The organism is Aeromonas sp. 600282, from assembly GCF_049175755.1.
GTDB classification, from domain to species: domain Bacteria; phylum Pseudomonadota; class Gammaproteobacteria; order Enterobacterales; family Aeromonadaceae; genus Aeromonas; species Aeromonas veronii_A.
On the sequence record NZ_JAAKVR010000001.1, the window covers coordinates 577,655 to 593,185 of the forward strand.

A 15,531-nucleotide genomic window follows, 5' to 3' on the forward strand; every position below is an offset into this window, starting at 1 on the left:
TTAAGCCTCCCTTGTCATTTCTACCTACCGCACGATAGCAGCGGTTAGGTCGGATTACTCGGCCAAGCGACCCTACACCGGATTGTCGATATCGATAAAGGTGACATCCAGCCCGTGCACGGTCGCCAGCCACTCCCCCAGCGCCTTGACGCCGTAACGCTCGGTGGCGTGATGGCCAGCAGCGTAGAAGTGCATCCCCATCTCGCGAGCGGTGTGAATGGTCTGCTCGGAGGCTTCACCGGAGATAAAGGCATCGATGCCCTGCTCCGCCGCCAGATTGATGTAGCTCTGACCGCCACCGGTGCACCAGGCCACGGAACGGATAAGCTCGGGGCCGCTGTCGCCACAATAGAGTGGTTCGCGGCCAAGGCGTTCGGCAATCAGTTTGGCAAAGTCGGCGCCGCTCATCGGCTCTTCCAGCTTGCCCACCATGGCGACGCTCTTGCTGTTCCACGGCTCCAGACCGCGACGCACCTTGATGTCGAGCAGCTTGGCGAGCTGGGCGTTGTTACCCACCTCGGGATGGACATCCAGCGGCAAATGGTAGGCAAACAGGTTGATATCGTGGGTCAGCAGGGTCTTGAGCCGACGCTGCTTCATACCGGTGATCTGGGCCGGTTCACCGCTCCAGAAGTAGCCGTGATGGACCAGAATGGCATCGGCATCGGCAGCCACCGCCGCGTCGATGAGCGCCTGACTGGCGGTGACACCGGTCACCACCTTGCGAATGCGCTCGCGCCCCTCCACTTGCAAGCCGTTGGGGCAGTAATCCTTGATGGCGTGCGGTTCGAGCAGATGGTTCAGTACGGTTTCGAGTTTTCGATGAGAGATCATAGGGGTCCCTTATTAAGGCTCGGTCCCCTGTTTTACCAATAAAAACAGGGCCCAGGCTCAAAGCGCCAAGGGCCCCATGATAATCGAGCCGGGCCGTCAAGACCATGACAGCCCCCACACCATGACGGTTCTCTTGCCGCTGACTCAGGCTGGCAGGTCGATCCCCGCCTCACGCATCTGGGCCAGCTTGTAGCGCAGAGTGCGCGGGCTGATCCCGAGCCGGTCGGCCACATCCTTGCGACTGCCATTGCACTCTTGCAGGGTGTCGAGAATGATCTGGTGCTCCTGCTGCTTGAGCTCGCTGCCGAGGCGATCGCCGCCATAGCTGCGCTCCACGCTGACAAACTCCATCTCCTGCTCGTCCAGCTCTTCCAGAATGAGGTGGTCACAATCAATGACCCCGTCGGGGCTAAGGATCAGGGCACGCTGTACCACGTTATCCAGCTCCCGCACATTGCCGGGCCAGGGATGAGAGAGCAGCCGCTCGCGCGCCTGCGGCTCCAGCTGCGGGGTGGGCAGCCCTTGCTGGCTGGCATGCAGGGCCAGCAGGTGCTCCGCCAGCGGCAGAATGTCGCCGGGCCGCTCACTCAGGGCAGACCATCGCAGCGGGAAGACGTTGAGGCGATAGTAGAGATCTTCGCGGAACAGGCCATCCTGCACCGCTTTTTTCAAATCCCGGTTGCTGGTGGCGATAACTCGCACATCCAGCGGGATCATCTTGCGACTGCCGAGCCGCTCCACCTCTTTCTCCTGCAACACCCGCAGCAATTTGGCTTGCAGCCCCTGATCCATCTCGGTGATCTCGTCAAGCAGCAGGGTGCCCCCCTGCGCCTGCTCGAACTTGCCCGGGCACCCCTGTACCGCACCAGTGAAGGCTCCCTTCTCGTAGCCAAACAGGGTTGCCTCCAGCATGTTTTCCGGAATGGCGGCGCAGTTGATGGCGACGAAAGGCTGCTCGGCGCGGCTGGAGTTGTCGTGAATGTAACGGGCCAGCACCTCTTTACCCGTCCCGCTCGGGCCGGTCACCATCACGGTCGCTTCGCTTCTGGCCACCCGGGTCGCCAGCTGGAACAGCTCGGCAGTTTTGGGATCCCCGTAGACCACGGCACGTTTTTCCACCTTCTGAGCAGGCACATAGCGGCTGACCTGATTGAGCAGCACCTCCGGCGAAAAGGGCTTGGCCAGATAGTCGATGGCCCCTTCGCGCATGGCGCGCACCGCGCCGTCGATATTGGCGTAGGCGGTCATCAGCAACACAGGTATCTGCGGATATTGCTGGCGGATGGTAGCCAGCAGGGTGAGGCCGTCCATTCCCCCCATCTGGATATCGGAGATCACCATGTCAAACGGCTGACGGGAGAGGGCCAGCAGAGCACGCTCGCCGCTGTCCGCTTCGCGGCACTCATAACCGCCGAGCAAAAGGGTATCCACCAGCGCTTCGCGCAGGCCATTGTCATCTTCTACAACCAGGATCCGGGCCTGAGTCATGCTACACCTCCCACGACAGCCAACCTGGCCGCATTGATATGGCTCCCTCTCGGCAGGCACAGCTCCTTAACAAGGCTCATGCTGCACCTCCAAGTTGCACCTGCTGCTGATGCAGGGGGAACGACAGAGTAAAACAGGTGCCTTCACCGGGAACCGAGGCCACACCGACCTCCCCCTGATGGGCACGCACGACGGATTGCACCACCGCCAGCCCGAGGCCAGTGCCTTGGGAGCGGGTGGTAAAGAAGGGTTCGAATACCTGACCAAGCAGGTGAGAAGGGATCCCCTTGCCATTGTCGATGACACGCATCTCCACCCGGACACCACTGCGCACCGCGCTGACCAAGAGTGACGTGGCCCCCGCCTGCTGGGCATTGGCGATCAGGTTGTTGATGGCGCCCGCCAGTGCGCTGCTGTTGGCCAGCAGGCAGAGATCGGGCTCCGGCGCCTCTATGTGCAGTTCGCAGCCCTGTTGCTGACAGAAAGCCTCGGCACCAGCCTGCACTTCAGCCAGCAAGCCCTGTACCGAGATGGGGGTGACCACCTGATTGTCGCCATTGCGGGCAAACAGCAGGATGTCGTTGATCTGCTTCTCCAGATCCTGGAGGCGGGCCATCAGCTTTTGCTGAAACTGGCTGCGGGACTCCGGCTTGAGGGTACGGTTGGCCAGGTTGGCGGCATAGAGCATGGCGGCGGAGAGCGGAGTGCGGATCTGGTGGGCGAGCGAAGCCGCCATATTGCCCAGCGCCGACAGCCGCTTCATGTGGTTGATGCGATCCTGAAGCTTGCGGGTTTCAGTGAGGTCATTGATAAAGACCAGCTGGCCGCTCTGATCCGGCAGCGGCTGGGTAGAAAGCTGGACCCGTCGTCCATCGCGCAGGGAGATCTCGTGGCCATCATCCTCACGTGGTTCAAAACAGCGGGCAATGATGCGGCGCCAGAGCTCTCCTTCCAACGGCTCCCCCAGCAGGGAGATGGCTGCCGGATTCGCGCGGGTGACCACCCCAGCCCCGTCAAGCAGCAACACCCCGGTGGGGAGCGCCTTGAAGATGGCATAGAGCTGGCTCACTTCGTGGGACTGGAGTGGCATGTCCTGCTGCTGGATCGTCATAAACCTGACCTCAAACTGGCTATTGGGTCAGGTCATTCAATTTCCATGCCACTAAAATATGTTAATTAAAACAATAGATTGCATGTTAACGTCAAGGCTTTGACCCTTAAACGTCCTTGCTCATCCCGTACTTTTTCATCTTCTCTACCAGGGTGGTACGGCGCATGCCGAGCAGATCGGCGGCGCGGGCCACCACCCCGTCCTGCGACTCCAGCGCCTGGCGGATCAGCTCGACTTCAAGGTCGGCCAGCATCTCCTTGAGATTGACCCCCTCCTCCGGCAGTTGCATGGTGCGGGCAGAGGCGAGGGGGTGATCCAGCTCCGGCGGCTCCTGGAACACCGCCGCCAGCGCATCCCGCTCATCCATCTCGGTCAGCCGCTCATCCCGCGGCTCGCTCGGCAACAGACGATAACGACTCGGCAGATCCGCCACATCGACGATCTGTTGCGGGTAGAGGATAAGCAGCCGCTCCAGCAGGTTGGAAAGCTCGCGCACATTGCCCGGCCAGGGGTACTGCATCAGCGACTCCAGCGCCCGCTGGGTCAGACGGATCACACTGTGGTGCTGCTCCGCGTGACGGTTGAGCAACTCCTGCAGCAGCAGCGGAATGTCATCGATGCGATCCCGCAGTGGCGGGGTCTCAATGGGGAAGACGTTGAGGCGGTAGTAGAGATCTTCACGAAAACCCTGACTGCGGATCAATGCCTCCAGATCCCGATGGGTCGCCGCAATGATGCGCACATCGGCCTGAATGGGTTTGCCGCCACCGACCCTGTCGAACAGCCGCTCCTGCAATACCCGCAGCAGTTTGACCTGCATCGGCATCGGCATGTCGCCAATCTCGTCGAGGAACAGAGTGCCCCCCTGCGCCAGCTCGAAACGACCGCGACGAGCTGCGATGGCGCCGGTAAAGGCTCCCTTCTCGTGACCGAACAGTTCGCTCTCAAGCAACTCGGCAGGAATGGCACCACAGTTGATAGGCACAAAGGGGCCACTACTGCGGGCCGAGAGTTCGTGAATGGCACGGGCCACCACTTCTTTGCCGGTTCCCGATTCACCAAGGATCAGCACGTTGGCATCGGTCTCGGCCACCTGGCTGATGAGGCGGCGAACCTCCTGGATCCCCTTCCCTTTGCCCACCAGCAAACGCAGCAACGTCTGCCCCTTGTCGTGGGTCTGTTGACGGGGATGGAGAGAGACAAAAGCCTGACAGAAGTGCAGGTGACGAGTCAGCGACTCATAGGTAAAGGGGGCCTGGGCAACACCGATAAAGTTGCTGTTGGGCAGTTCCGCCTCAACCAGCGAGATAAAGGGGGTACGAGGGAAAGCGGCAAGTAACTCGGGCAAGGTGCGACCTGCCAGTTCACCCACCAGCACCCCTTGCAGTGGGCCAGAAGATTCGATGGCGACATCCAGGTCCCCTTCTGCGACATCCTGCCACAGGATCCCCATAAACGTGAGCACGGTTCCCAACTGCTGGCGCCGCTGCGCATCGGCATCAACAATCAACACGCCCATCTCCACCATATCCATCCCTCGCGATATCCTGAACTAACTTATTGTTTTATTTAGTAATAAAACAGCTACTGACTGTCTTTTTGCAGGCACACAAAGTGCCAAAAAACCGACACATTGTCAAAAATTGTCGTATTCAGGCTAAGTGTATCGATAGAAACGGGAGATTAGATAAATTTTGCCGAGGAATTTTCTGCATTGGCGCCGCTAGCAAACGCCGCCAATGGCGGAAAGAAAACTGCCCTCGTCAGAGGGCAGCATGCAATACGGTCAGATGAACTCAGTGGCTGTGGTGGTGATGCGGCGCCGCATAACGACACGCGGGAAAACGACTACAGGCCAGGAAGAGTCGACCGGCGTGGGGGCCTTTTTTCGCCTCCCGCTCCACCAGAGGTGCATCACAACGAGGGCAGTGGTGTACCTCGTGCTCTTCATCATCTTCCACATCGGCGAACAGGCTATCGACCAACTCCCCCTCACTCTGTGGCGCCTCCACCATCCCCTTGACCTGGATGGCGGGCTCGTGGAGCGACGCAGGCGAGATGGCCTCGGCATGGGCATTGCGGCCACGCATCCCGGCACCGACATCCACGCCGTCCAGCAACAGAGGATTGAACGTCGGCTCGCGCCGCGCCCCGTGCGGCAGATCATCGATCAATGGTTCGCTGGTTTTGACCAGCAGTGGCAGGATCTGTTCGCGCAGCTCTTCCACCAGATAGCTGGCACTTGCCGGGATCTGCAGCAACGGCAGTCCGGCGCTGTCGCAGGCGGTTTTCAGAAAGAGATCCCGCGCCTTGCGCTTCTGGTGACGGTGGGAGCTGTCATCGAGTTCGATGGCACAGATAAAGGAGAGATCAGCGGGGTGGCAAAGCAGATAGTCGAAATGCTTGGCGCTGATCTTGTTGAAGTACTGCTGCCATTTGCTTTTGCCGATCCCGGCCTGCGGCGTCAGCACATCAGCCACCCGCACCTTGGCAAAGACCCGGGCCTTGTCACCCACCGCCAGATCCAGCACCCCGAGAAAGGAGCGCTCGGCGGGACTGAACAGGGTCTCCTGCATATCATAGGGCAGGCGCTTTTGCTGTCTGCCTCTGCTCCAGAAGATCGCCAGCACAAGCAGCGCCAGCAACAACAATCCCGATAGGACAAGGGTATTCATGAGAGCACGATCCATTTCACGACACGAAAGGGGAATTACTTTACCACAGCCGCCACGGAGCAAGGCAGCAGACCCGTGTATAGAAAGTGAAAAGTCCCGTCTTTTTATCTATTTGTCAGCAGGCGGGGGTTCATATGACCAGCCCCAGCAGGCACAATAGGGATAGAGCAAGAAATCCCATTTCAAGGAGAGCAGGATGCAAAAGCAATTGGTGGTCACCGTGATCGGTGCAGACAAACCCGGGATCGTCGAGAGTCTGGCAGCAGTCATCAGCCGCGAGCAGGGCAACTGGCTGGGCAGCGCCATGAGCGAACTGGCGGGCCAGTTTGCCGGTATTCTCCATGTCTCTGTCCCCGATGAGCACTATCGCAGCCTGTGCGAAGCACTGGCCATGCTACCGGGTCTGACCATCAGCTTTGCCGAAGGGACACCGACCACCGAGCCAGCCCATCAAGTCATGATGACGGTGACCGGCAACGACCGCCCCGGCATCGTCCATGAAGTAGCCAGCATCCTGCGTCAGCTCGAGATCAATGTGGCCGATCTCACCACTGGCTGTGAACCGGCTCCCCACTCCGGCGCCCCGCTCTTCTATGCCCATGCGCTGGTAGCCCTGCCCGACGGGCTCGCGATGGATACGCTTATCACCGCGCTGGAATCCCTCTCCGACGATCTGGTCGTCGACATCGACGAAGCGTTCAGCGAGCAGTAACAATACTGTCATTTATTTGTCATATATTAACGCCATAACTGCCGCGCAGACGCGACCTGAAACAGAGGCACAAGATGAGCACCGACAAGCAGTATGAAGAGAAAGAGCTGAGCTGGCTCTCATTCAATGAACGGGTGTTGCAAGAGGCAATGGACAAGACGGTGCCCCTCATCGAGCGGGTTCGTTTTCTGGGGATCTTCTCCTCCAACCAGGATGAGTTCTTCAAGGTACGGGTATCGGACGTCAAGCGCCGCATCCTCATCAATGAAGTACATGGTGGCGACGATGAAGCAAAAGTGCTGCTGCGCGCCATCCAGCAAAAAGTGATGGCGCTCGGTGAAGCGTTCGACAACACCTATAAAGAGCTGTTGATTGCGCTCGCTCGCCACAACATCTTTCTGGTCAACGAGAACCAGCTCTCCGATGCCATTCAGAAGTGGCTGCGGGTCTTCTTCAAGGAGAAGGTGCTGCGCCACATCATCCCGATCCTGCTCAACAAAGAGGTCAATCCGGTCAAATTCCTCAAGGATGAGTACACCTATCTGGCCATCGAGATGAAGAAGAACGGTCAGGTGATCCAGTACGCTCTGGTGGAAGTGCCGACCGACGACCTGCCCCGCTTCTTCCAGCTGCCGCCGGAAGGGACCCGCCGCAAGAAGCAGATCATCATTCTGGATAACGTCATCCGCTTCTGCCTCGACGAGATCTTCAAAGGCTTCTTCGACTACGACGAGATTGCCGCCTATGCGGTGAAGCTGACCCGGGATGCCGAATACGACCTCTCCGACCAGCTGGACTTGAGCCTGGTGGACAAGATGAGTGACGGCTTGAAGCAGCGCCTCACCGCAATGCCGGTGCGTTTCGTCTACGAGCGGGAGATGCCCGCCGCCATGATAAGCTTCCTGAAACTCAAGCTGCAGATCAGCTCCTACGACGCCATCATGCCGGGTGGGCGTTACCACAACTTCAAGGATTTCATCGGCTTCCCCAACGTGGGCCGTGACTATTTGGAAAACCCCAAACTGCCGGCGCTGGATTGCCGCGATTTTGACGGCTTCGTCAACGCCTTCGATGCCATCACCAAGCAGGATATTCTGCTCTACTACCCGTATCACAAGTTCCACCACTTCACCGAGTTGGTGCGCCAGGCGGCGTTCGATCCGGCGGTGAGCGCCATTCGCATCAACATTTATCGGGTGGCCAAGAAGTCGCGGATCATCCACTCCCTCATCGATGCCGCCAACAACGGCAAGAAGGTGACCGTGGTGGTCGAGCTGCGTGCCCGCTTCGACGAAGCGGCCAACATCGACTGGGCCAACATCCTCACCGATGCCGGGGTCAAGGTGGTGTTCGGGGTACCGAGCCTCAAGATCCATTCCAAGCTATGCCTCATCACTCGCCACGAAAATGGCGAGCCAGTGCGCTATGCCCACATCGGTACCGGTAACTTCAACGAGAAGACCGCCAAGATCTACACCGACTTCTCGCTGCTGACCCGCAATCCGGATATCACCGCCGAAGTAGAGGGGGTGTTTGAATATATCGAGTACCCCTATAAGCGTTACAAATTCAACCACCTGCTGGTCTCCCCCATCAACAGCAGACGTCAGCTCTATCGTCTCATCGACAACGAGCTATCCAACGCCAAGGCGGGCCAGCCGAGCGGCATCATCCTCAAGATCAACAATCTGGTGGACCGGGATCTCATCAACCGGCTCTATGCCGCCGGTCAGGCGGGCGTGCCGATCCAGATGATCATCCGTGGCATGTGCGCCCTGCGGCCGGGCGTGCCGGGTTTGAGTGACAACATCAAGGTGATCAGCATCATCGACCGCTTCCTCGAGCACCCGCGGGTGATGGTGTTCCACAACAAGGGCAACCCCCAGCTCTATATCTCCAGCGCTGACTGGATGAGCCGCAATATTGACGGCCGGATCGAGGTGGGCACGCCCATCTATGACGAGCGGCTCAAGCAGCGCATCATGGATATTCTCGAGCTACAACTGAGTGATACCTGCAAGGCGCGGGTGATCGATGCCGACCAGAAAAACGAATATGTGAAGCGGGGCAATCGCCGAAAAATCCGCTCTCAGGTCGCGATTTACGACTATCTCAAACGTATCGAGTCAAACAATGGACAATAGTCTCTATGCCGCCGTCGATCTCGGCTCCAACAGTTTTCACATGGTGATCGCCCATCTGAGCGAAGGGCGTTTTCGCATCGTCGATCGCATCAAGGAGCGGGTGCGTCTGGCCGAGGGGATGGACGAGCAGAAGCGCATGAGCCCAGAGGCGATGGAACGCGGCCTCGCCTGTCTGTCACTCTTTGCCGAACGGCTCACCAATATCAAACCGGATCAAATTCGTATTGCCGGTACCTACACCCTGCGCCGCGCCAGTAACGCCCGTGAATTCGTCAGCGAAGCAGCCAAGGTACTCAACCACCCCATCGAGATCATCAGCGGCCAGGAAGAGGCGCGCCTCATCTATCAGGGGGTCGCCCATACCCAGCATATTGAAGGTCAGGTACTGGTGATCGACATTGGTGGCGGCAGCACTGAGCTCATCATAGGTGAGGGGTTTGAGCACAAGGCCCTCACCAGTCGCAAGATGGGCTGCGTCAGCTTTACCCAGAGCTTCTTTGCCAGCGGCAAGCTGAGCGACAAGCACTTCAGCAATGCGGTACTGGAAGCGCAGCACCAACTCGCCCCCATCGTCAATCAGTACCGCAAGCTGGGCTGGCAGAGCAGTCTTGGCAGCTCAGGTTCAATTCGTACCGTGCGCGACGTGCTGCAGGGTGAGGGGCTGACTGACGGTAGCATTACGCTGGAGGGGCTGGAACAGCTCAAAGCCCTGATGATCGAACGCAAGCGGGTCGATAACCTCAAACTGGCGGGGCTGACCGAGGAGCGTCAGGAGGTGTTTGCCGCCGCGGTCGCCATTCTGCTCGGGCTGTTTACCTCGCTGCCCATCGAGCGACTCGACTACTCTGACGGTGCTCTGCGCGAAGGGTTGCTTTACGAATTCGAGGAGCGCTTGCAGCACCACGATATTCGCGAACGTACCGCACAGGCGCTAGGCATCCACTACCGGATGGACCGCAAACAAGCAGCCCGGGTGGAGCAGAGCGTGCTGACCCTGTTTGATGCCTTGCAAGAGCCCTGGCAGATGGAGATAGAGCCCTATCGCGCCATCCTCGGCTGGGCGGCGCGGCTGCACGAAATTGGCCTTGCCATCAACTACAGCGGCATTCACCGCCACTCCGCCTATATCCTGCAACACACCGACCTGCCTGGCTTCAACCAGGACGATCAGGCGCTGCTGGCTGCGCTGGTACGCTTTCAGCGCAAGGGGCTCAAGCTCTCCGAGCTGCCTCCCCTGCCCAACCACGACATGCAAACGGTGCTGCGTTGCATCCGCATCTTGCGCCTCGCAGTCGCCGCTCACCACAAGCGCCAGGACAACCTGCTGCCCGAGTGGAAAGTCGCGGTACAAGGGGATCAGCTGGTCGTGACCCTGCCGATTGACTGGTGCGAGGAGAACCGTCTCCTGATGCAGAATCTGGAGAAAGAGCATCGTTATTGCCAGGAGCAGGGCTGGCCACTGTTGTTCCAACTCGGCTAAACCGGAAAGATAAATGCAAAAGGCAGCCCACTGGCTGCCTTTTGCATCTCAATCTCCCGGTTACTGCAACTCGGGCAACAACAGCTTGGCCATCTCGAAGTAGATGATAAGGCCGGTACCATCCACCAGCGTCGCGATGAAGGGTGCAGAGACCACCGCCGGATCGATGCGGAAACGACGCAGCACCATGGGAATAATGGATGCGACCGTGGCACTCCAGAGCACGATGGCGATGATAGTAAAGGTCACCACCATGCCAATCTGGGGACCGACGCCGAGACTCCATGCCCGTACCCAGGCCGCCATGGCAATGGCACCCGAGATGAGCAGACCGGTGGAGAGCTCCTTTTTCAGCACTGTGCCGAGATTGCGCAGACTCACCTCCCCGACCGCCATGGCTCGTACTATGGTGGTGGTGATCTGGGTGCCGCTGTTACCGCCAGTACCGATCAGGAGTGGAATGAAGAAGGCCAGCGCGATGGCGGCTTCCAGCTGCTCCTCGAATGCCCGCAACACTGTGCCGGTGTAAGCTTCCGCCACGAACAGGATAAGCAGCCAGCCCACCCGTTTGCGCCACAGCTGCCAGGGCGTCGCCTGCAAGTAAGGGGTATCGAGCGGTGATGAGCCACCCTGCATCTCGGCATCCTCGGTGGATTCAAGCTCCAGAATGTCGGCGGCATCATCGACGTGGAAAATACCGACCAGTCTCCCCTGATCCTCGACCGGCAATACCGACAGGTCGCGGTCGATCAGCAGGCGCGCCGCCAGCTCCTGATCAGCCCGAGCGTTGATCCGCACCGTCTCCCGGTCCATCAGGTTAGCGACACTGGCCTCGGGGTCAGCAATCAGCAAGCTCTTGAGCGAGATACTCCCCTGTAGACGGCCATCCACGTTGACCACATAGATGTGGCGGAACAGCTGGGCATTGTCCCAGGCATCGTGGATCAGCTGCTTGGCCTTGCCGACGGAATCCTGTTCGCTCACTGCCAGATACTCGTGGCGCATATTGGCCCCGACGGACTCAGGCGGCCAATCCAGCAGTGAGTAGTAGATGGCCTGCGCCTGGGTCGGGAAGCGAGCAAGCAACATGGTGCGATCCTGACGACTCAGTTTGCGCAGGATAGCCACCATTTCGCGACGGGGAATAGCCTCCTGCAACACGCTGACGATGCTGCCATGCAGCCGCAGCAAAAGGCGACCGGCACTCTCTGCGGAGAGAGAAGCGATCAGTTCTGCCCCTTCTGACGCAGGCAAGGTGTCAAAGATGCAGTTGAGCTCTTCCGGACGCAGGGTCAGCAGCTGATCGGCGCGCTGAACCGGATCCAGATTGTGTTCCAGCCAGCCTTGCAGGCTGGCGAGATCGAGCAGTTGATGACGGTTGAGAATGGTGTGTGTTTTCTTCATCACAAAGAACCTCATGTGATTTCAGGCAAGCCTGAGCGCGAGCGGAGACCGTTCGCTGTCTGAAAGAAAACAGCAATTTGATTGACGAGTAATAGGCAGGAAATGACGCCGTTCGGCGTGTCATCATCCCCACGTACCAGCTTTAGCACTGCATAACGTATCCGGCATGCCGGAAGCCACTTGGGTTTACACCTTAATCCGATGAAAACTGTCCTGATCTTGGGCGTCTCTGGACGTCGTGAGATCAGTGGCCTGTGTTTATACAGGAGCCTCGCCTAACGAGATGCTGCAAATAATATGCACAACCCTCTGTTGTGCGGGCGGCATGATTATCCAATCCCGCAGGGAGGTCAACCCCGCCTCAACCAGGAAACAGGGTATGGCAACAGCTTGTTACAATTGTCGGAACATATCAGGGGAACTCTGCCGGGGATGCATAGCAAAAAGGCCCCATAGGGGCCTTTTCTTAGCGAATATAGTCAAATAGCGTCAGACGACTTATTTTGCTGAACGAGAGCTGCGAGGCACTCAATGCCGCATCCTCTTTTGACAGGGCTGAAATTACCTCATAGAGATCGGCTTCCGACACCTTGGCTCTCGCCTCGGCATTGAGGGTGCTCAACCCCTCGTTGGAACCCATCACCTGCTCCAGACTGTTCATCCGGCCACCCAGTTCACCCAGCCCATGATCAATGTTCAAACGGGCATTTTTCATATGAACGGTGGCATCGGCCACTTTTTGCTCAAAACTCTCGGCTGAAATATTGGGATCACGCAGAGCCGTAATGAAGTCTGACATCCCGTTCAACACGTTGTCATTCTTGGGAGGATTGAGAGCAAACTGCTGTGCTGCACCACCTGCAGGCTGATCCAGTGTCAGTTCGAGACCATTGAACGGTATTTTGGTACCGGGAGTGTAATTACCTGTCTGCAGGGTATTGCCACCCGCATCCTTGATATCATAGGTATCGGGCGGGCCAATTGTGGTGGAGACTGTGTAGGTGTTGCTGGGCAGTGCCGGGTCGTAACTGGATTTATAGAAATTATCAAAATCCCCCTGATCCCCGACCCCTACCTTGATATTCGCACTGGTGGCACTGGCGGTTCTTCTGGTTGCTACGATTTCAAACAGATCCTGTCCGGAGTCATTGGCAGCAATTTGCACTGTGGGCGATACCTGAATATTTCGCTGGCCAGGATCTCCCTGATAAATGTATTTACCGTTGGCATCTTTCACATAGGGCTGGGTCTTGCTCTGATTGCCCCCGAAAATAAATTCACCCGATGAGTTCTTGCTGTTCATCAGGTCAAACATTTGCTGCTGCAACCCTTCCAGTTCGCTGGCAATGGCCTTTCGGTCATCCAGGCTAATGGCACCATTATTGGATTTCTGGATCAGGGTCTGGGCACTGAGCATCGCAGTATTGAGAGAGTCCAATACCGTCTCTTCATGCCCCAGACTGTTCTGCAGCAAACTGCCATTCACCCCGTACTGTTTAAACAGTTCAATCTCTTTGGTCAGCGCCATCTTCTGGCTCATGCCTGCCGGATCCTCACCGGCGCTCTGAAACTTGTTGCCGGTTTGCAGCTGCTGATAGGCCTTGTCCAGTCGCTCGTTGGTATTGGTGAGGGAGTAAAGATTCCGATCGTAGATCATGTTTGTAGTGATGCGCATGACGTTACCTCACGGACGAAAGCAGTGTATCGAAGATGGTTTTGGCCGTACTGACCACCTGCGCGGATGCCGCGTAAGATTGCTGGAAACGGATCAGATTGGCCGCTTCCTCCTCCAGATTGACCCCGGAGACGCTCTCGTAGATCCCGGTACTCTGGATCAGCTTGGATTCATTAGCCTTGAGCAGGGTTTTTGCCTGACTGGTATTGTTACCCACTTCCATCACCAACCCGGAGTAAGCCTGGTTAAAGGTCATCTTGTCGTTGGTGGTACCACCATTGGTGCTTTTGCGTACCAGATCCTTGTTCTGCAACTCAGCCATTGCCAGACCATTGCTGTTATCAGCAAAACCATTGGTGTTGTAACTAAGCTGGAAGCTGTCGGTTTGTTCTACCGTGCCGGTAATGCTGAACTCGTAGCCCGGGCTCTGTTTCGGGTTGCTGTAGACCGCAGGCCCACCCGGAAAGGGGTTTACTATCGAGGCCATCAAATTCTGCCCTTTGCTGGCTGCCGGCGCGACACCGATCAAGGTAGTGCCATCACCGGCATACACCTCATAATTGCCGTTATTGCCGATCTTGACGATCTGGGGAGCGGCGGGATCCAGGCTGTTGGTACCAAAACCGGAACCCGTTCCGGTATTGAAGATGCCATCGAGCTTGATGTCTGCACTGCCGATGTTGTTGGTAGTCTTCTGTACTTTGAGAGGTGCAGCCAAGGCCAGGTCTTCCGGCCGGTTGATCTGCTGAGCCAGCCCGGCAGCAGCCCCCTTGGTTGGTTGCAGCAGCAGCTTGTCTCCTGCCGCTGGCGTACCGGTGAGATCGATCGAGATCCCGTGGCCAGCCAGTTCAAACGTTGCTGGCGGCGTGGTGCCCGTCGCCACAGAGGTGCGATTACCAGATTTGTCCAGCGAGAACACTTCATATCCGCTCGCACTGCTAAAGCGCACTTCATAGTCGAAGGGGGTTACAGAGCTTCCTTTGCCGGGTACAAAGCTGACATTCGCTCCGACCGACCCTGTGTTGTCGCCATAAGGCAATCCCTTGCTGGTTGGCAGGGTGAAAATATCGCTGCCCAACTCGTTGTCCAGATCCATCCCGAGACGGTTTTGCTGGTTCATGGCATCCGCCATCGCAACGGCCAGCTGGCCCAGTTCACGCTTGGTCGGCTCCAGGTCGGTACGCGCCTTGAACAGCCCTCCCATGGCCCCCCCGAAGGTATCGTGATCGATGAGAGCCTGATTGTCGCCAAGAGTCAGCTGCAACTCCTGATCACGGGAATCGGGATCGCCCGCCACCACCTTGAACTGGGCAACGCCCCCATCCAGGATCAGCGAATGACCAGTGCTCATATTGACCAATACGCTGCCGTTAGCCTGGGTTACGGTACGGATATCCATCTTCTCGGAGAGCTGCCTGATCGCCTCGTCACGCTGATCAAACAGCATCAGGTTCTCTTCGGGAGACCCCTGAGTACGGATGATCGCCTGGTTGAGATCATTGATGCTGGTGAGCAGACTGTTGACCTGCTTGGTCTCATCTTCAATACGGGTGTTGAGGGTATCGCTCTGCTTGTCGAGCTGGGCCGAGAGTGTGTGAAAGCGGTTCACCATACCGCTCAGCTCCGTCATCACTACCTTGCGGCCACCGATCTCGGCGGGTGATTCATTTGCCGAATGAAAGGACTTGAAATAAGAGGTGATGGTCTCCCCTACGCTATTGCTGCTGTCTCCCAGCAGGCGATCCACGCCGGCCAGCTGCTCGTAATGAGTCAGGGATGCGTAAAAGGCAGAGGTATCGCGACGCACTTCTCCCTGCATATAGCTGTTGATTACCCGCTCGGTCCTGATGTCACCGGTGCCAAGACCGATGGCATTGGTAAACACCAGCGTACGCTCACGCACATAGCCCTGGCTATTGACGTTTACGATATTGTTACTGGTGCTCTGCAGCAGGCGCTGCTGTGCCAGCACGCCCGATGTACCAATTCCAAGCAGATCGCTTGCCAT

At 57.9% G+C, this 15,531-nt stretch carries 11 protein-coding genes and 1 riboswitch; of the genes, 3 read left to right on the forward strand and 8 right to left on the reverse strand.

The annotated features are described in order from the left end of the window. Positions 1-72: 72 nt before the first annotated feature. The 5 genes from G5137_RS02470 to G5137_RS02490 all read right to left on the reverse strand — a co-directional run bounded on the left by G5137_RS02470 (position 73) and on the right by G5137_RS02490 (position 6,108). Positions 73-834, reverse strand: a complete 762-nt coding sequence (locus tag G5137_RS02470; RefSeq protein ID WP_139472862.1) for a Nif3-like dinuclear metal center hexameric protein — start codon at positions 832-834, stop codon at positions 73-75. A gap of 144 nt (positions 835-978) precedes the next feature. Then, entirely contained in the window at positions 979-2,322 is a 1,344-nt protein-coding gene (locus G5137_RS02475; protein WP_227340832.1) for a sigma-54-dependent transcriptional regulator, read from the reverse strand. Between the two features lie 76 nt (positions 2,323-2,398). Then, on the reverse strand, positions 2,399-3,433 hold the full coding sequence (locus G5137_RS02480; protein WP_216954098.1) for a sensor histidine kinase: 1,035 nt from the start codon (positions 3,431-3,433) through the stop codon (positions 2,399-2,401). A gap of 106 nt (positions 3,434-3,539) precedes the next feature. Further along, positions 3,540-4,961: a sigma-54 dependent transcriptional regulator gene (locus G5137_RS02485; protein ID WP_216954401.1), complete on the reverse strand. Its 1,422-nt coding sequence runs from the start codon at positions 4,959-4,961 to the stop codon at positions 3,540-3,542. Between the two features lie 268 nt (positions 4,962-5,229). Then, complete coding sequence (locus tag G5137_RS02490; protein WP_227340833.1) at positions 5,230-6,108, reverse strand: DUF2726 domain-containing protein; 879 nt, start codon at positions 6,106-6,108, stop codon at positions 5,230-5,232. Between the two features lie 196 nt (positions 6,109-6,304). Here G5137_RS02490 and G5137_RS02495 point away from each other — a divergent pair, with 196 nt between their 5' ends. From G5137_RS02495 to ppx, 3 genes are all read left to right on the forward strand, one after another. Further along, positions 6,305-6,820, forward strand: a complete 516-nt coding sequence (locus G5137_RS02495) for a glycine cleavage system protein R (RefSeq protein ID WP_216963538.1) — start codon at positions 6,305-6,307, stop codon at positions 6,818-6,820. A 74-nt stretch (positions 6,821-6,894) separates the two neighbouring features. Then, positions 6,895-8,964: a polyphosphate kinase 1 gene (gene ppk1 / locus G5137_RS02500; RefSeq protein WP_421213051.1), complete on the forward strand. Its 2,070-nt coding sequence runs from the start codon at positions 6,895-6,897 to the stop codon at positions 8,962-8,964. Next, on the forward strand, positions 8,954-10,444 hold the full coding sequence (gene ppx, locus G5137_RS02505) for an exopolyphosphatase (protein WP_421254854.1): 1,491 nt from the start codon (positions 8,954-8,956) through the stop codon (positions 10,442-10,444). The genes ppk1 and ppx overlap by 11 nt, the downstream gene beginning before the upstream one ends. 60 nt (positions 10,445-10,504) lie before the next feature. Here the strand turns inward: ppx and mgtE are convergent, their stop codons facing one another. The 3 genes from mgtE to G5137_RS02520 form a co-directional block, all read right to left on the reverse strand. Continuing rightward, on the reverse strand, positions 10,505-11,848 hold the full coding sequence (gene mgtE, locus G5137_RS02510; protein ID WP_216954102.1) for a magnesium transporter: 1,344 nt from the start codon (positions 11,846-11,848) through the stop codon (positions 10,505-10,507). A gap of 120 nt (positions 11,849-11,968) precedes the next feature. After that, positions 11,969-12,138: riboswitch (M-box (ykoK) riboswitch) on the reverse strand. A gap of 176 nt (positions 12,139-12,314) precedes the next feature. Beyond that, on the reverse strand, positions 12,315-13,523 hold the full coding sequence (gene flgL / locus G5137_RS02515; protein ID WP_216954104.1) for a flagellar hook-associated protein FlgL: 1,209 nt from the start codon (positions 13,521-13,523) through the stop codon (positions 12,315-12,317). Positions 13,524-13,527: 4 nt separating this feature from the next. Next, positions 13,528-15,531, reverse strand: coding sequence for a FlgK family flagellar hook-associated protein (locus tag G5137_RS02520; protein WP_421254855.1), 2,004 nt, complete (start codon positions 15,529-15,531; stop codon positions 13,528-13,530).